This is a genomic window from Cardiobacterium sp. (assembly GCF_057314735.1).
The window spans coordinates 1-16,463 of the sequence record NZ_DBHKZK010000082.1 but is presented as its reverse complement, the minus strand read 5'-3'; the positions used below and the strand labels follow the sequence as shown (position 1 = coordinate 16,463).

Sequence of the window (16,463 nt, the reverse complement as noted above, 5' to 3'; positions counted from 1 at the left end):
GCCGTGGCTTTTTTATGGGCGCTATTTGCCGATGCAGAAAGAAGAAAAGATGTGGCCGAGCAGGTCGTCGCTGCTGACCGCGCCGGTGATGCTGCCCAATGCTTCGTGGGCAAGGCGCAGCTCTTCGGCGATGAGTTCGCCGTTTTGTGTGCTGCGCAGTTGGGCGAGGGCGTCGCGGTAGTGTGCTTCTGCCTGTTGCAGCGCGCGCAGGTGGCGTTCGCGGGCGATGTACGGGCTTTCTTCGCGTTCGTCACGTCCCACCCTGCGCGCGATTTCGTCGCGCAGGGCGTCGATGCCCGCGCCGGTTTTTGCCGAGAGCCAGAGGCCGTCCGTGTGTTGTGCCTGTACGGCGGGCGGGGTTTGGTCGGCCTTGTTGTAGGCGAGCAGCAGCGGGACGCTTGCGGGCAGGGCTTCGTCGCCGCTGGTGTCATCGAGCGCGCTGCCGTCGCGCAGCAGTAGGATGAGGTCGGCCTGGCTCAGCGCGTGGCGGGTGCGGCGGATGCCTTCTTGTTCGATGAGGTCGTCCGCTTCGCGCAGGCCGGCGGTGTCGAGGATGTTGACCGGCATCCCGTGTATCAGCACGGTTTCGCGCACGATGTCGCGCGTGGTGCCTGCTTGTGCGGTGACGATGGCGCGTTCTTCGCCGACGAGCGCGTTCAGCAGGCTGGATTTGCCCGCGTTCGGTTTGCCGGCGATGACGAGGTTGATGCCGTCGTTCATCAGCCGCCCTTGCCGGCTGCGCGCCAAGAGGGCGTGCAGACGCCCGCCCCACGCTTGCAGGCGGGCGGTGATGTCGCCTTCTTGTAGGTAGTCGATTTCTTCTTCGGGGAAGTCCAGCGCCGCTTCGATGTAGGTGCGCAGCGCGAGCAGCTCGGCGGCAAGAGCGTCGGTTTCGCGCGAGAAGTCGCCTTGCAGCGAGCGGTTCGCCGCTTTGACAGCCGCTTGTGAGCGGGCGTTGATGAGGTCGGCGATGGCTTCTGCCTGGGCAAGGTCGATTTTGCCGTTGTGGTAGGCGCGGCGGGTGTATTCGCCGGGTTCGGCGAGGCGCGCACCTGCATCGAGCACGGCGGCAAGCACCGCCTGGGTGACGGCGATGCCGCCGTGTCCCTGGATTTCGAGGGTGTCTTCGCCGGTGTAGGAGTGCGGCGCGGGGTAGTAGAGCAGTAGCGCCTGGTCGAGGGTGTCGCCGTGCGTGTCGCGGATGTGGGCGAGGGTGGCGCGGCGTGGCGCGGGGGTGATGCCGCTGAGGCATCCCGCGATGGCAAGCGCGTCGCGCCCGCTGATGCGGATTATGGAAACGCCGCCCGTTCCGGGCGGCGTTGCGATGGCGGCAATAGTGTCGCGGGCGTTCATCAGGCTTTGTTTCCTTTGGCGTGATGGTGGTGTTGTCCCGGTTGCCGTTCGCCGTAGCGTTTGTTCATGATGTATTGCTGGACGATGCCGAAGGCGTTGCTCACCGTCCAGTAGAGGACGAGGCCGGAGGGGAACCACATGAACATCACGCCGAAGACGAGCGGCAGCATCATCATCACTTTGGCCTGGGTTGGGTCCGGCGGCGGCGGGTTGAGTTTTTGCTGGAGGAACATCAGCGCGGCGTTGATGATCGGCAGGATGTAGTAGGGGTCCATCGCCGAGAGGTCTTGTATCCAGCCGAGCCACGGCGCGTGGCGCAGTTCGACGGATTCGACCAGCACCCAGTAGAAGGCGATGAAGAAGGGGATTTGCAGCAGCATCGGCAGGCAGCCGCTGGCCGGGTTCACTTTTTCGTCTTTGTAGAGTTTCATCATCGCCATGCTGGCGGCCTGGCGGTCGTCGCCGTAGCGCTCTTTGATGCGCTGCATTTCCGGGCCGAGGCGGCGCATTTTCGCCATGGATTTGTAGGCCCAGGCGGACGGGGCGAAGAAGAGCAGCTTGATGAGCAGGGTGGTGATGATGATGGCCCAGCCCCAGTTGTGGACGATGCCGTGGATGAAGTTGATGACGTAGAACATCGGCTGGCCGATCATGAAGAGGAAGCCGTAATCGACGGTTTTGTCGAGGTTCGGGGCGACGGCTTTCAGGTCGTGCTGGATTTTCGGGCCGATGTAGATTTTGCTGGTGAAGCTGGTGCTGGCGCCGGGGGCGACTTCGCTCGCGGCGCCGATGATACCGGCGTAGTGGTCGCTGCTGTTGTTGTAGTTTTTGCTGAAGAAAGTCTGCGGCTGGCCTTGCGGCGGCACGATGGCGCCGAGGAAGTAGTGCTGGATCATCGCCACCCAGCCGGTCTGGCTTTGGGTTTCAAAGGCGGTGCCGAGTTTGATTTTTTCGTAGGGGTCGTCGTCGTAGGACATCACCGCGCCGGTGAAGGTGGCGACTTGGCCGAGGCCTTTGGACGGTGCGGGCTGGCCGAAGACCCATTGTTGGTAGGCGTTGCCGCGCCAGGCTTTGTCGCTGTCGTTCTGGATTTTTTGTTCGAGGGCGAAGTCGTAGGCACCGCGCTTGAAGGTGTAGGTTTTGTTGACGGTGATGCCGTTTTCTTGCCAGCTGAGCGGTACGGCGAGGGTGTCCTCTCCGTCGGCGAGGGTGTAGCTGTTGGTGGTGCTGCTGAAGGTGTCAAGGTGGCTCGGCGCTTTGCTGTCGCTGGAGGTCAGCCCGCTTTGCAGAAGGAAGCGACCAGGGTTTTCGGTGTGCAGCAGGGCGAGCGGTTTGCCGCCGTTTTTGGTTTCAGGGTAGGCGGGCAGGTCGGCGCGGATGATGGTGCCGCCCTTGCTGGCGATGTCGAGTTCAAGGACGTCGGTTTTGACGTGGATGATGGCGCCGTTATCAGCGGCTTGCGGGTTGTCGCCGGGGACGTCGCTGCCACTACTGCTACTGGCTGCGGGTACGTCGGCACCGTTGTTGTTGCTGGCAGGAACGTCGGTCGCAGCGGGAACGCTGGCGCTGGCTGGAGGCGGTGCGGGTGGCAGGTGGGCAATTTGCCATTTCTGCCAGAGCAGGAAGGCGATGAAGGCGGCCGCGATGTACAAAAGCAGTTTAGGGTTGTTTTTCATGCTTCACCAGGAAGGTTTCGGGAACGGGATCGTAGCCGCCCTTGCACCAGGGGCCACATCGTAATATGCGCCACACGGTCAGGATGGAACCGCGCAGCGCGCCGTGTTTTTCGATGGCTTCTTCGCCGTAGTGTGAGCAGGTCGGCTCGAAGCGGCATTGTTGCCCGATAAATGGGCTCAAGGTTTTGCGGTAAAGGCGGATGGCGCCAATCAGCAGTTTTTTCATGGGAAAAGACGCTGCCAGTGGCGGGCGAGGAGGCGGGCAATGGCAGCGTTGTCGTGTGTTTCGGCGGCGTGGCGGGCGATGACGATGATGTCCAGCGCCTCTTTTTCACGGGCGGGCAGGTGGCGGAAACTTTCGCGGATGAGCCGCTTGATGCGGTTGCGCTCGTGCGCGCGGCGGATTTGCTTTTTCGCGATGACCAGCCCCAGCCGCGCCGCCCCGCCTTGCAGACGACAACGCCCCAGAACGGTAAAACAGCGGTCGCTGCTTTTGCGTTCAGGGGCTTGAAATACGTGGTCGAAGTCAGCGCGCTGCGTCAGTCTCGCCGTGCGGGGAAATGACGTGTTCACGCTGCACTGGCCGCGATTACACGGTCAGGCGGTGGCGTCCCTTGGCGCGGCGGCGCTTCAGAACCTGGCGGCCATTTTTGGTTGCCATGCGGGCGCGGAAGCCGTGGGTACGCTTGCGGGAGAGGTTGCTCGGCTGGAAAGTTCTTTTCGACATTTTTAATGCTCCTGGGGAAAATTCAAAGCGCGCAATCATACGGATAGCCCCCGGAAATGTCAATTTGCCGCTACCGCGCGGCGGCGGATTCGGTTAGAGTGTGCCGCTCATTCACCGGAGACCATGATGCGTTCCATCCTGTTGATTTTACTGATAACCGGCGTTGCGCACGCTGAGCCCGTCAACCATTGGCGCCAACTCTTCCCGCCCAAAGACGGCAAAAGCGCCGACGTCGTCTTGCAAACGCCGGAAGTGACCGTGGAAAAACCGCGCGAGCCCATCGTGGACGAACTGCCCGATCACATTCTGCGCAGCAACGAGCGTTTCTTCACCCTCAATATCGAAAACGACAAGTTCGGCAGCGGCTACGACCGCGACTACACCAACGGTCTGCGTCTCACCTGGTTCAACGTCGGTGCCGACCAGCCCTTTTATGTGGACTGGATTGACCGCCTCGTTCCCACCTTCGAGCGCAACAAAACCACCAGCACCTACTACAGCTTCGGCCACAATCTCTACACGCCAAGCGACATCGACCGCGACACCCTTGACCCGCGCGACCGCCCCTACGCCGCCTTCGTCTATGGCTCGGCGGGGCTGAGCACCATCACCGGGCGGCGCATGGACGACGTTGAGCTCACCCTCGGCTGGATTGGCCCGTCGGCGCAGGGCGAGTTTATTCAGGACAAATTTCACCGCCTCATCCACGCCGACTACCAGCCGCACGGCTGGAAATACCAACTGCGCGACGAACCGGCCGTCATGCTCTCGTGGGAGCGCTCCTGGCCGGGGCGCTACACCGCCGACTTCGGCAAAAGCCTGCACGCGCGCTTCGCGCCGCACGTCGGCGTCACCCTCGGCAACGTTTACACCTACGCCAACGCGGGCTTCACCATCGACCTCACCCCCGCCAACCTGCGCTGGCAGACGCAGCCAGTGCGCGTCCGCCCCGCCATTCCCGGCAGCGGCTACTTTGAATATACCGACGGCCACGGCTGGATGGCGTTTCTCGGCTACGACGCGCGGCTGATGGTGCGCAACATTTTCCTTGACGGCAACACCTGGAAAGACAGCCACCGCGTGGACAAACGCCCCTTTGTCCACGACATCGCCCTCGGCGCGGCCTACAACCACAAAAACTTTCGCATCAGCTACACCGTGAACTGGCGCAGCCGCGAATTTGAAGGCCCGCTGGCGAACAGCTCCAGCTTTGGTGCCATCGGCGTCAGTTACCGCTTCTGACAATATATAGCAATTCCTACAAAGCCCTGTCCGGTGTTGCGTCGCGCCTTGTACAGAACTTTGTCCGTATTGCTATAAAACCGCATCGCTGCGTTTCCCTCACTGCCGAATCAGCATTAACCATAACAGCATGAAAACCCTCTACCTCATCCGCCACGCCGAAAGCGAAGCCAACGCTGGCGGCATCAGCAAACCGGAGCGCGATATTGCCCTCTCGCCATGGGGACAAAAACAGGCTCAAGCGCTCGTTGCCCGGCTGCCGTCCAGCCACCACGTTTACGTCTCCGAGCTGCACCGTACCCAGCAAACCGCCGCGCCTTGGTGCAGTGCGCACGGCATCACCCCGCAGGTCTTGCCGCTGCTCAACGAATTTTCCTGCCTCGCGTTTGAGCGGATTCTCGGCATGAACGGCGCTGCGCGTCGTCCGCTGGCGGATGCCTACTGGCAGCGTGCCGACCCGCAGGAATGTACTGGCGCGGGCGCGGACAGCTTCGCCGCTTTCAACCGCCGCATCAGCGCTTTCCTCGCTCATTACCCGCAGCTTGAGGACGGCAGTCTGCTTTTTGGTCACGGCATCTGGATTGGTCTGCTCGCTTGGCGGCTGCTCGGTTTTGCTGCGGAAACGCCGGCGGACATGACCGCTTTCCGCCGTTTTCAAAGCGGCCTGCCGCTGGCAAATACTTCCGTCTGGATGCTACAAGGCGACACCGCCGACGACTTGCGCTTGCGTTTTCAGTCGTCGTGAGGGCGCCATACGCCGTAAACAGGGCAGGCGCGTCGCCCGGTTGCCGCCGTTTTCGACAAAATTTTTCCGCCTTTTCCGCCGCCTTCCGGCGGATTTTTTATGCCCGGCAAACATTAACGCCATTCGCCAGACTATTCCGAAAATCACCGCCGTTATTTTTATAGCCATCCACCGAAAGCCTCATACGGTGTTGCGCCGCTTCGCCGTACAACCGCGTACTGCCTTCAGCGGCGCGCCTTGTCTGAAACTTTCGGTGGATGGCTATAATTCCAATTAAGCCAAACACGATTCCCAAATAAGACTGACCTAGTCTTATTTCCAGTGATAACCGTAGGTTACGAAAAAAAATCTGTGCGTTGATGATTGTTAAGGCGATGGCGGAATGCTATCCTGATAACCCTTTCCGGGGATTAACCGGTATTTCCTTTTATATAAATGAATCCATGATGAGGTAATTCTGATGACTACGGATACTCCCTATAACTACCGCGTCGTCAAACAGTTCACCTGGGCAGCGATTGTCTTCGGCATCGTCGGGATGCTGGTCGGCGTCATTATCGCCGCGCAACTGCGCTGGCCGACGCTGTTCGGCGGCATTGATTTCCTGTCCTATGGTCGCTTGCGCCCGGTGCATACCAGCGGCGTCATCTTCGCCTTTGGCGGCAACGCGCTCTTTGCCACGTCTTATTACGTCGTGCAGCGCGTCTGTAGCGTCCGCCTCGTCTCCGACAAAATCGCCGCCTTCACCTTCTACGGCTACCAGACCGTGCTGGTACTCGGCGTGCTGAGTTACGTCCTCGGCTATTCGCAAAGCAAGGAATACGCGGAACTGCCGTGGCTGCTGGACGTCGCCCTCGCCGTGGTCTGGGTCGCCTATGGCTACGTCTTCTTCTTCACCATCGGCAAGCGCCGCGAAAAACACATTTACGTCGGCCTCTGGTTCTACGGCGCCTACATCATCGCCGTCGCCGTGCTGCACATTTTCAACAACCTCGCCCTGCCGATTGACTGGCTGCATTCCTACCCGGTGTACGCCGGGGCGGTCGATGCGATGGCGCAGTGGTGGTACGGCCACAACGCCGTCGGCTTCTTCCTCACCGCCGCCTTCCTCGGCATGATGTATTACTTCGTGCCGAAACAGGCCGGTCGCCCGATTTACTCCTACCGCCTTTCCATCGTCCACTTCTGGGCGCTGATTTCCATCTATATGTGGGCGGGGCCGCACCACCTGCACTACACCGCGCTGCCGGACTGGACGCAGTCGCTCGGCATGGCGTTTTCCGTCATCCTCTGGGTACCGTCCTGGGGCGGGATGATTAACGGCATGATGACCCTCTCCGGTGCCTGGAACAAACTCGTCACCGACCCCATCATCCGCTTCCTCTTCGTCGCACTCGCCTTCTACGGCATGAGTACCTTTGAAGGACCGATGATGGCCATCAAGGAAGTGAACGCGCTGTCGCACTACACCGAATGGACGGTCGGTCACGTCCACTCCGGCGCGCTCGGCTGGGTGGCGATGATAACGATGGGCTCGCTCTACCATATGCTGCCGCGCCTCTACGGCAAGACGGAAATGTACTCCACACGCCTGATTTTCGTGCATTTCTGGCTGGCGACCATCGGCATCGTCCTCTACGTCACCTCCATGTGGGTCGCTGGCATCATGGAAGGCCTCTTGTGGCGCGAAACCACCGCCGACGGCAGCCTCACCTACACCTTCATCGAAATCCTCGGCAAAAAATACATCTTCTACTTCGTCCGCTTCCTCGGTGGCTGCTTCTTCCTGAGCGGTATGTGCCTGATGGCGTACAACTGCTGGCGTACCGTCGCCAGCGGCAAACAGCCCGCTGCCCAACTGCAAGCGCAACCCGCCTGAGAACAAGGAGAACCGCATGAACCTCATGAGCCACGAACGCATCGAAAAAAGCGTCGTCATCCTCGGCATCCTCACCTTCTTCGCCGTCATCTGGGGCGGCCTCGTACAAATCGTGCCGCTGTTTTTCGACCAAAAACTGCGCCCGGAAGACGGCTACGTCAAACCCTACGACCCGCTGCGCCTCGCCGGATTCAACATCTACGTGCGCGAAGGTTGCTACGGCTGCCACTCGCAAATGATCCGCCCCTTCCGCTGGGAAACCGAGCGCTACGGTCACTACTCCGTCGCCGAAGAATCCATGTACGACCGCCCCTTCATGTGGGGCTCCAAACGCACCGGCCCGGACCTCGCCCGCGTCGGCGGCCGATACGGCGACGACTGGCACCACAAACACCTCACCGACCCGCGCAGCGTCGTTCCCGAATCCAATATGCCCGCCTACCCCTGGCTGAACAAAACCCCGGCAGACATCACCCTCACCGAAAACAGCATCCGTACCAAAATAAAACTGGGTGAACCCTACACCGAGGCGGACGTTGAAAGCGTCAAGGAAAAACTCAAAGACAAAACCGAAATGGACGCACTCGTCGCCTACCTGCAAGGCCTGGGCGTCGCCTTCAAAGAACAGAACCGGTAACAGAACATGACAGCCGCCGGCATCGCCTGGGTCAAATACACCACCGTCGTCCTCTTCGCATCCTTCATCCTGATGGTAGTCATCCTCTACCTGCCGCAACGGCGCAAGCCCTACGAAGATGCCGAAAAACTCGCCCTCAAGGACGAAAACGACGCCCCCATCCACCCGCGGCACCCGGCAGACACAGCACAAAACAAGAGGCAAAACAAATGACCGCAGTCAGCATCTTCATCGCAGCCGTCACCGTGCTGCACATCCTCGGCTACATCGGCCTGGTGTACTGGACGACCCACATCAAGGCGGGCGGCGACGCCAAAGAAGGCGAAATCATCGACCACACCTGGGACGGCGACCTCAAAGAAATGAACAACCCGATGCCGGGCTGGTGGCTGTCGCTGTTTTACCTGATGATCGCCTTCGCCATCGCCTACCTCTTCCTTTACCCCGGCGTGTACAAAGGCAGCAAAGGCTGGACACAACTTGGCCAATACCAGCAGGAAAGCCGCAAAATCGACTCCCGCTCCGCCGAATACTTCCGCCACTACGCTGGCAAAAGCGTCGAAGAACTCGCCAAAGACCCGGACGCGCTCGCAACAGGCCGCCGCATCTTCCTGCAAAACTGCGCCGTCTGCCACGCCTCGGACGCGGGCGGCAGCCCCGGCAGCTACCCCAACCTCACCGACAAAGACTGGATCTGGGGCGGCACACCGGAAAACATCATCAACACCATCACCAACGGCCACACCGGCGCGATGCCACCCGGTGGCGCGCTGATAGCCGTCACCCCCGGCCAGCCGCCCAGCGCCGAAGACCAGGAAAAACTCGACGACGTCAGCAACTACGTCCTCTCGCTTGGCGGCTACCCGCACGACCAGGCGCGCGCCGACAAAGGCAAAGCACTCTACGGCACCAGCTGCATCGCCTGCCACGGCCCGGACGGCAAAGGCAACCCGGTCATCGGCGGCATCAACCTCGCCGACCAGACCTGGCTCTACGCCGACGACCCGGAAGACCCGGCGGCGCTCAAAGCCTTCATCGAACACCAAATCCAGCAACCGCGCAACAACGTCATGCCCGCGTGGAAAGACACCCTGGGCGACGCCAAAATCAAAGTCGTCGCTGCCTACGTCTATTCGCTGAGCCAGGACGAAGAAGAAGCGGCGGAAGAAAAAGCGGCAGAACCTGCTACCGAAGCGACTGCTCCTGCGAGTGAAACCGCCGCACCGGCGACCGCCGAAGCCGCGACAACCAGCGAAGCAGAAAAACCCGCCGCTGAAGCGACCGCGCCCGCAGCCGAAACCGCCGCCGCTGAATCTGCTGCTACCAACGAAGCAGAAAAACCCGCCGCCGAAGCGACTGCGCCCGCCGCCGAAGCGGCCGCGCCCGCAGCCGAAACCGCTGCCGCCGAAACCGCTGCCAGCGAAGCGGCAAAACCCACCGCCGAAGCGACCACTCCCGCGAGCGAAACCGCCGCACCGGCGACCGCCGAACCTGCTGCCACCAGCGAAGCGGCAAAACCCGCCGCTGAAGCGACCGCGCCCGCAGCCGAAGCCGCGACAACCAGCGAAGCAGAAAAACCCGCCGCCGAAGCAACCGCTCCTGCAACAGAAACCGCCGCCCCGAAACCCGCCGAAGCTGCTGCGGCCAGCGACGCAGAAAAAGCTGCTACCGAAGCGACCACTCCGGCAAGCGAGGCCCCGGCGACAAGCGACAGCAAATCCGCACAACCCTGACCTACTTCGCCAGCCTGATCAAATATAGCCACCCACCGAAAGCCTCATACTGTGTTGCATCGCCTCGCCGTACAACCGCGTACTGTCTTCGGCGATACGCCTTGTCTGAAACTTTCGGTGGATGGCTATAATCCGGCATCCGCGAAAAAAACCGCCCTCCGGGGTGGTTTTTTATGAACGGCACACATACCAAAACCGTCCCCACTGCACATGGATGAACGACCAAATCCACATAACCTCACAATACAAACAACGATGATTCACCTTACTAGCGATTAATTTGAGGATTTCCACATAAGATACACACAAAAATCCACACAACTGCCTCCGACCCTATATAATGTCGCCGTTCTCAACGGGGTGTCGGCGAGCCGGCTGAGAAATACCCGCAGAACCTGATCCGGATCATGCTGGCGTAGGGATTGAGACGCTCAATCCCGTTGCGGCTGGTCTTTTTCCCAAAAACGAGGTGCAACGTGTTCAAAAAATCCCTGATTTTCCTCTCTCTCATCGCCGCCGCGGCGTCTGCCAAGCCGGTACTCACCGTCTATACCTACGGTGGTTTCAATACGGAATGGGGTGCGGGTCCCGGTCTCAAGGCCGAATTTGAAAAAGTCTGCGACTGCGAAGTCAAATACGCGGCGCTTGACCACGGCGTGATGATTTTGAACCGCCTGCGCATGGAAGGCGAGCAGAACAGCGCCGATGTCGTCCTCGGCATCGACAATACGCTGATGCAGGCGGCGCTGGATACCGGCCTGCTCGCGCCGAGCGGGGTCGATACCAGCAAGCTGAAACTGCCTGTCGCCTGGGATGACAAGGTCTTCGTGCCGTATGACTATGGCTGGTTCGGCTTCGTTTACGACAAAACCCGCCTGAAAAACCCGCCGCACAGCCTGCATGAACTGGTCGAGAGCAACGAGCCGTGGACGGTGATTTATTCCGACCCGCGCGTGAGCACGCCGGGGCAGGGTTTCATGTTGTGGATGCAGAAGGTGTTTGGCGATGGCGCTCCCGCCGCCTGGGAAAAACTGGCGAAGAAAACGGTGACTGTCGCCAAAGGTTCGGGCGAGGCCTATGGCCTGTTCCGCAAGGGCGAGAGCGACATGGCCTTGTACTACACCACTTCGCCCGCCTATCAAATCATGAAGGAAAACAACGATAATTACGCCGCCGCCCTGTTTGATGAAGGCCACTACCTGCAAGTGGAAGTGGCGGCGCGTACCCGCACCAGCAAGAATCCCGAACTGGCGCAGAAATTCCTCGAATTTCTCATTTCCCCCGCCTTCCAGGACAAGCTCGCCACCACCAACTGGGTTTATCCCGCCGCTGACGTGACGTTGCCGGAAGCGTTTGCCAAACTGCCGCGCCCGGAAAAGACGCTGCAATTCACCCCGGACGAAGTGGAGAAAAACCGGCCGCAGTGGATTGAGCAATGGCAACAGGCGGTGAGCAAGTAAAAGCAGGCATCCCGTTTGCCGCTTATATAGCCATCCTCACAAAACCGCAAACGCAGGTCGGCCATTCATGGCCGACCTGCCATAGCAAAAACGACATCGGCGGCAGCAATACTTAACCCCACCCCCGTCCCCTCCCCCGCAGGGGGAGGGGAGTGTTCTTTTACATACACCTGAGCGCTCAAGGTGTATGTAAACATAAACCCGCAAGACAATGACCTCATGCAAAAAATCATCCTGACCGCGCTGCTTTTGGCAGCGCCCCATGCCCACGCCATCGAATGCCCCGCCCCGCTCGAAGTGCCGCAAGGCGAGGGCATCGAAATCCATCGCAACGTCTGCGGCGCGTTGGGCGTCTTCAGCCAACACGGCAAAAAAGGCTTCTTTGACCCGGGCAGCGGCGAAATCACCGTCCCCGCGCAGTTTGATGCCGTGTACAACGATTACGTCGCCGACACGCTGACGCCGGTGATGAAAGACGGGCGCTGGGCTTACGTCGATACCCGGGGCAAGGCGCACACCGCCTGGGAATTTGAGCAAGTGAGCCTGTTTCCCTACGACGACGCACTCGCCATCGTCGGCAAGGCCGGGCGCTACGGCATGATTGACCGTCACGGCAAAACCGTCGTGCCGCTGCAATATGAGCGAATGGACGGCTTCATGCGCCGCGAAGACAACCGGGGCTACACCACCGTTGCCTGCAAAGCGGGCAAATGCGGCTATCTCGATGAAAAGGGCAACACCCTCATCGCGCTCGCCTACGACGACGCGGGCGGCTTCGGCGCTGACGTCGCCCCGGTGAAAAAGGGCGACCGCTGGGGCTACATCAACCTCAAAGGCGAAACCGTGCAACCCTTTGCATACGAAGAAGCGGAAGGCTTCAGCCACAACTGGGCGGGCAGCCGCGACCGTGTCTGCGTCGAAGCGGTGAAAGACGGCAAGCAGGTGGCGATTGACCCGCAGGGCAATACCTTGCCGGAAGGCACATTCTGCCACCCGCTGCCGCTGCCGGAGGCTTGAGGCGTATTTGTGTAGTCGCGGCAACGGTTGCCGAATCTGCCGCCGAATTGCTTCCTCCCACCAACCCGACAAAATCCAAACATGAAAAGACTGCTGGACAAATTGCAATTCCTGGCTGATTACGGTTTTACCGCCACCGCAGACGGCAATATCGAAAAAATGGATTTCTATACTTTGCATGAAAACCTCTATGGCTATCTGGAAGACTACAGACCATCGGGATTTTGCTTTATCCGTTATCCCGACCAGAAAATAACCATTAAAGCCAACGGGAAAACATTTTATGCTTTCGGCGTCTGTGATTTTGGCGCTTTGGTGCTTAATGAAACGGGGCAGGTATATCTGCTTAACAGCGACCGGATGAATCTCAACGGCATTTTTATTTATGCGAACCATTCATTGGAACACTTTCTGCAAAGCTACTGCCAATGGATGGTGAGCATTTATACGCTAAAAGGCAATCTGAAGCCCGATAACAGTCTGGAAGTAGAAGCGGCGGATTTATTACGCCGCCTGAAAACCACAGACGCACCCGCGATGGAAGCAGGCTGTTTCTGGCCGCATATGGCGTATGTGCTGGAAGAAGGCGGCATTACCCTTGGCATTCCCCCATCGCAATACATGGCAGACGGCAGATTGCCATAAAACCGTATTCAGACATCACCCGTAAAAACCATGCCCCGCATCCCCCCCTGGCTCCGCCCCGGCCTCATCGCCGCCGCCCTGCTCCTCGCCACCGGTGCCGCCGCGCTCACCGCCCTCATCCTGCAAGGCGGCATCGCGCAGGCGCAGTACCTCGGCGATGCCTACCTCTGGCGCGTGTTGCGCTTCACCTTCTGGCAGGCGACGCTGGCGACCGCACTCGCCGTTGTCCCCGCCGTCTTCCTCGCCCGCGCGCTGGCGCGCCGCCGATTCCCCGGCCGCACCCTGCTGCTGCGCTTCGCCACCCTGACCCTGGCGCTGCCGACGCTGGTCGCCATCTCCGGCATCATCGGCGTGTACGGCAAACAGGGCTGGCTGGCGCACCTCTGGCAGGCGTTTGGCGGACAATGGACATTCAAACCCTATGGCCTGACCGGCATCCTCCTCGTCCACCAATTCTTCGCGCTGCCGCTCGCCACCCGCCTCCTGCTCAACACCCTCGAACACATCCCCGGCGAACAGCGCCAGCTCGCCGCCCAACTCGGCGTGCGCGGCTGGGCGTTCTTCCGCCACGTCGAATGGCCGTGGCTGCGTCGCCAACTGCCGCCCACCGCCGCCCTCGTCTATATGCTCTGCTTCACCAGCTTCAGCACCATCCTCATCCTCGGCGGCGGGCCAAAAGCGACCACCATCGAACTCGCCATCTACCAGGCGCTGACCTTCACCTACCAGCCCGACCGCGCCGCGCTGCTCGCCCTCGTGCAAATCACCTGCTGCCTGAGCCTTGTCCTCATCGCGCAAATGCTCGCCAAAAACCTCAATACCGTCCCCGGCCGCCTCCATCCCTGGCACGACACCCCGCGCGGCTGGTGGCCGCGTCTCGCCGACACCGCCCTCATCGGCGCGATGCTGCTCTACCTGCTGCCGCCGCTCGTCGCCGTCATCCTCGGCGGCCTGAACCACCACCTGCCCGAAGTCCTGCGCGACCCCGCCCTCTGGCGTGCCGTGATTACCTCGCTGCGCATCGCCCTGCCCGCCGGGCTGCTCAGCATCACCCTCTGCCTGATGCTCCTCTGGAGCAGCCGCGAACTGCGCCTGCGCGGCCGCCCGCTCGCCGCCAACCTGCTCGAAACCAGCGGCATGATTAACCTCGCCATGCCCGGCATCGTCCTCGCCACCGGCATCTTCCTCCTGCTGCGCCGCACCATTGGCCTGCCACAACACGCCGACGCCATCATCATCGGCTGCAACAGCCTGATGGCCATCCCCTACACCCTGAAAATCCTCGCCGCGCCGATGCAAGACCTCGCCAGCAACTACAGCCGCCTCTGCGCCGGACTCGGCGTGCGCGGACTCACCCGCCTGAAACACATCGAACTGCGCGCGCTGAAACGCCCGCTGGCGCAGGCCTACGCCTTCGCCTGCATCCTCTCGCTTGGCGACCTCGGCATCATCGCCCTCTTTGGCAACGCCGACTTCCTCACCCTGCCCTACCTGCTCTACCAACAATTCGACGCCTACCGCTCCGACGCCAGCGACGTCACCGCGCTCATCCTGCTGCTGCTCAGCCTCGCCCTCTACACCCTGATCGAACGCCCCCATGCTCACCCTCGACAACCTTGAATGGCGCCACCCGCCCTACCAAATGCACTACACCCTGCACGCCGCCGCAGGCGAACGCCTCGCTATCCTCGGCACGAGCGGCGCGGGTAAAAGCACCCTGCTCAACCTCATCGCCGGTTTCCTCCCCGCCCACAGCGGCCGCCTGCTGATAAACGGCGCGGACTACACCGCCGCCGCGCCCGCCGCGCGCCCCATCTCCATGCTCTACCAGGAGCACAACCTGTTCAGCCACCTGAACGTGCGCGACAACATCGCCATCGGCCTCAGCCCCAACCTCAAACTCACGCCCGACCAGCGCGCGCAACTGCAAGCAACTGCTGAAAAAACCGGCCTCGCCGGGCTGCTTGACCGCCTGCCCGAACAACTCTCCGGCGGACAAAAACAGCGCGTTGCACTCGCCCGCTGCCTGCTGCGCGACCGCCCGCTGCTGCTTTTGGACGAACCCTTCTCCGCGCTTGACCCGGCGCTGCGCGTAGAGATGCTGGATTTGCTGGACGACACCTGCCTGCGCTGCCAGCCGCTGCTGTTGATGGTGACGCACAACATCGACGACGCACTGCGCATCGCGCCGCGCAGCATCGTCATCGACGGCGGCACAATCGCCTGGGACGGCGCGACCGCCGACCTCGCCCGTGGCGACAGCCCGGTAGCAACGCTGTTGGGCATCAGCTCACATTAGAGGCTTGACCATTGCGCTGGCGACAAGCAGCGCCCCCCCACCGCTCAGCCCCTCTCCCCGTGGGGGGAAGACTGTGGTGGATAGCGTCAGAAAACCTGCCGCTGCCCCGGCGACCCAACAAAACCCGTCGCAACACACCCAAAAACGTCGCCGACTGGCAAAAAAAGCTCATCAAAACAACCAAACACAACGATAGAGCCACAGCCATCCTCCACATAACCACGCCGCGCGGGGCGCCAATACCGCTACTAACATTACAAAACCCCCAACCCCGCACAATGGCAAGACTGGTGCTATAGCGGTACTCACACAAAGTTCTGTATAGCCGTCCACCGAAAGCCTCATACGGTGTTGCGTCGCCTCGCCGTACAACCGCGTACTGTCTTCGGCGACGCGCCTTGTCTGAAACTTTCGGTGGATGGCTATAAGACGCGCCGCCGAAGACAGTACATTTTTGTACGGCACGAGTTTCCCCATAAACCACAACAACAAACACCACAACAACCATGCCCCACCCCATCACCCTCATTCTCAAGGACCGTCGTGGTAACACCCTCGACCTCTACGAACTCGACCCCGCCGCACCGCTCACCCTCGACGCGGTCGCGGGCGCCTACTACCAGCTCAACGACGAAACGACCGGCTTCGCCCCACAAAACCTGCACGCCCGCCGCAACGGCGACGCGCTGCACATCAGCATCGACGGCCACGACGCACTCACCATCGCCCACTACTACAGCCGTGACGCGGGCGCACTCATCGGCCTGCAAGAAAACGGCGGAATGCAGCGCTACCCGCTCGCCCCAGCGCACACCCTCGCCAGCGAAACCGCGGCCGCCGCACCGGCGGCCATCCTTGGCGGCGTCGCCCTGATTGCGGGCGGCGCGGCGCTGACCGCACACCACCATGACCGCGCGCCGGAAGCACAAAACACCCCTGACCCCGAACCGCCAACCCCGCCTGTGCCAACCCCGCCGACACCAACCCTGCCGGCACCAACACCGCCGACGCCAACACCGCCGACGCCAACACCGCCGACGCCAACACCGC

At 61.2% G+C, this 16,463-nt stretch carries 17 protein-coding genes, 1 pseudogene and 1 riboswitch; of the genes and pseudogenes, 13 read left to right on the top strand and 5 right to left on the bottom strand.

Annotation, left to right across the window (positions count from 1 at the left end; genetic code table 11):
* Positions 1-21: 21 nt before the first annotated feature.
* Genes mnmE through rpmH form a run of 5 tightly spaced genes read right to left on the bottom strand, consistent with a single transcriptional unit; the run spans position 22 to position 3,756 of the window.
* Positions 22-1,353 carry a tRNA uridine-5-carboxymethylaminomethyl(34) synthesis GTPase MnmE gene (gene mnmE, locus ACO54Z_RS12430; RefSeq protein ID WP_485997297.1) on the bottom strand — a complete coding sequence of 444 codons (1,332 nt, stop codon included), beginning with the start codon at positions 1,351-1,353 and terminating at the stop codon, positions 22-24.
* On the bottom strand, positions 1,353-3,029 hold the full coding sequence (gene yidC / locus ACO54Z_RS12425) for a membrane protein insertase YidC (protein ID WP_485997296.1): 1,677 nt from the start codon (positions 3,027-3,029) through the stop codon (positions 1,353-1,355). The genes mnmE and yidC overlap by 1 nt, the downstream gene beginning before the upstream one ends.
* The gene (yidD, locus tag ACO54Z_RS12420) at positions 3,013-3,255 is read right to left on the bottom strand and encodes a membrane protein insertion efficiency factor YidD (protein ID WP_298079863.1); all 243 of its coding nucleotides are present in this window, start codon (positions 3,253-3,255) and stop codon (positions 3,013-3,015) included. The genes yidC and yidD overlap by 17 nt, the downstream gene beginning before the upstream one ends.
* Positions 3,252-3,602, bottom strand: coding sequence for a ribonuclease P protein component (gene rnpA / locus ACO54Z_RS12415; protein ID WP_298079862.1), 351 nt, complete (start codon positions 3,600-3,602; stop codon positions 3,252-3,254). Before rnpA ends, yidD begins: the two co-directional genes overlap by 4 nt.
* Positions 3,603-3,618: 16 nt before the next feature.
* Positions 3,619-3,756 (bottom strand): 50S ribosomal protein L34, encoded by a 138-nt coding sequence (gene rpmH, locus ACO54Z_RS12410; RefSeq protein ID WP_298079861.1) that lies wholly within the window; start codon positions 3,754-3,756, stop codon positions 3,619-3,621.
* A gap of 123 nt (positions 3,757-3,879) precedes the next feature.
* Between rpmH and ACO54Z_RS12405 the strand changes: the two genes are divergently transcribed.
* The 13 genes and pseudogenes from ACO54Z_RS12405 to ACO54Z_RS12345 form a co-directional block, all read left to right on the top strand.
* The gene (locus ACO54Z_RS12405) at positions 3,880-4,998 is read left to right on the top strand and encodes a lipid A deacylase LpxR family protein (RefSeq protein ID WP_485997295.1); all 1,119 of its coding nucleotides are present in this window, start codon (positions 3,880-3,882) and stop codon (positions 4,996-4,998) included.
* A gap of 130 nt (positions 4,999-5,128) precedes the next feature.
* Positions 5,129-5,743, top strand: coding sequence for a histidine phosphatase family protein (locus tag ACO54Z_RS12400; RefSeq protein ID WP_485997294.1), 615 nt, complete (start codon positions 5,129-5,131; stop codon positions 5,741-5,743).
* 460 nt (positions 5,744-6,203) lie between these two features.
* Positions 6,204-7,622 carry a cytochrome-c oxidase, cbb3-type subunit I gene (gene ccoN, locus ACO54Z_RS12395; RefSeq protein ID WP_298079858.1) on the top strand — a complete coding sequence of 473 codons (1,419 nt, stop codon included), beginning with the start codon at positions 6,204-6,206 and terminating at the stop codon, positions 7,620-7,622.
* Positions 7,623-7,647: 25 nt separating this feature from the next.
* On the top strand, positions 7,648-8,259 hold the full coding sequence (gene ccoO / locus ACO54Z_RS12390) for a cytochrome-c oxidase, cbb3-type subunit II (protein WP_298079877.1): 612 nt from the start codon (positions 7,648-7,650) through the stop codon (positions 8,257-8,259).
* A gap of 6 nt (positions 8,260-8,265) precedes the next feature.
* Complete coding sequence (locus tag ACO54Z_RS12385; protein WP_298079857.1) at positions 8,266-8,472, top strand: cbb3-type cytochrome oxidase subunit 3; 207 nt, start codon at positions 8,266-8,268, stop codon at positions 8,470-8,472.
* Positions 8,469-9,992, top strand: coding sequence for a cytochrome-c oxidase, cbb3-type subunit III (ccoP, locus tag ACO54Z_RS12380; protein ID WP_485997293.1), 1,524 nt, complete (start codon positions 8,469-8,471; stop codon positions 9,990-9,992). The genes ACO54Z_RS12385 and ccoP overlap by 4 nt, the downstream gene beginning before the upstream one ends.
* 346 nt (positions 9,993-10,338) lie before the next feature.
* Positions 10,339-10,431, top strand: a riboswitch (TPP riboswitch).
* Between the two features lie 37 nt (positions 10,432-10,468).
* Positions 10,469-11,452 carry a thiamine ABC transporter substrate binding subunit gene (thiB, locus tag ACO54Z_RS12375; RefSeq protein WP_485997292.1) on the top strand — a complete coding sequence of 328 codons (984 nt, stop codon included), beginning with the start codon at positions 10,469-10,471 and terminating at the stop codon, positions 11,450-11,452.
* Positions 11,428-11,568 carry a hypothetical protein gene (locus ACO54Z_RS12370; protein ID WP_485997291.1) on the top strand — a complete coding sequence of 47 codons (141 nt, stop codon included), beginning with the start codon at positions 11,428-11,430 and terminating at the stop codon, positions 11,566-11,568. Before thiB ends, ACO54Z_RS12370 begins: the two co-directional genes overlap by 25 nt.
* 103 nt (positions 11,569-11,671) lie before the next feature.
* The gene (locus ACO54Z_RS12365; protein WP_485997290.1) at positions 11,672-12,469 is read left to right on the top strand and encodes a WG repeat-containing protein; all 798 of its coding nucleotides are present in this window, start codon (positions 11,672-11,674) and stop codon (positions 12,467-12,469) included.
* A gap of 81 nt (positions 12,470-12,550) precedes the next feature.
* On the top strand, positions 12,551-13,114 hold the full coding sequence (locus ACO54Z_RS12360; protein ID WP_485997289.1) for a hypothetical protein: 564 nt from the start codon (positions 12,551-12,553) through the stop codon (positions 13,112-13,114).
* A gap of 30 nt (positions 13,115-13,144) precedes the next feature.
* The gene (thiP, locus tag ACO54Z_RS12355; RefSeq protein WP_485997288.1) at positions 13,145-14,734 is read left to right on the top strand and encodes a thiamine/thiamine pyrophosphate ABC transporter permease; all 1,590 of its coding nucleotides are present in this window, start codon (positions 13,145-13,147) and stop codon (positions 14,732-14,734) included.
* The gene (gene thiQ, locus ACO54Z_RS12350) at positions 14,712-15,413 is read left to right on the top strand and encodes a thiamine ABC transporter ATP-binding protein ThiQ (RefSeq protein ID WP_485997287.1); all 702 of its coding nucleotides are present in this window, start codon (positions 14,712-14,714) and stop codon (positions 15,411-15,413) included. The genes thiP and thiQ overlap by 23 nt, the downstream gene beginning before the upstream one ends.
* 506 nt (positions 15,414-15,919) lie before the next feature.
* Positions 15,920-16,463, top strand: a pseudogene (locus tag ACO54Z_RS12345) (hypothetical protein); the annotation flags it as partial.